Origin of the sequence: Pseudomonas sp. BW16M2, from assembly GCF_014268865.1 — a bacterium.
Classification (GTDB): domain Bacteria; phylum Pseudomonadota; class Gammaproteobacteria; order Pseudomonadales; family Pseudomonadaceae; genus Aquipseudomonas; species Aquipseudomonas peradeniyensis.
On sequence record NZ_JABWRI010000101.1, the window covers coordinates 1 to 237 of the forward strand.

1 pseudogene is annotated in these 237 nt (G+C 66.2%); it reads left to right on the forward strand.

The annotated features are described in order from the left end of the window. Positions 1–237: pseudogene (locus HU735_RS26905) on the forward strand (alpha/beta hydrolase); the annotation flags it as partial.

Sequence of the window (237 nt, forward strand, 5' to 3'; positions counted from 1 at the left end):
GCGTCATCCAGTTCCTGCTGAAGTCCTTCCACAACGGCGAATGGCGCTTCAACCTGCCGGTGCTGATTGAACGCTATGATGACATCACCGGCTGGCAGGACGTGCCGGCCTGGCCGTACCCGACCCTGTTCATTCGCGGCGGCCTGTCGCCGTACGTGCAGGACAGCTATCGTGCGGACATCGCCCGCCAGTTCCCGCGGGCCCGCGCGCACGTCGTTGCCGGCACCGGCCATTGGG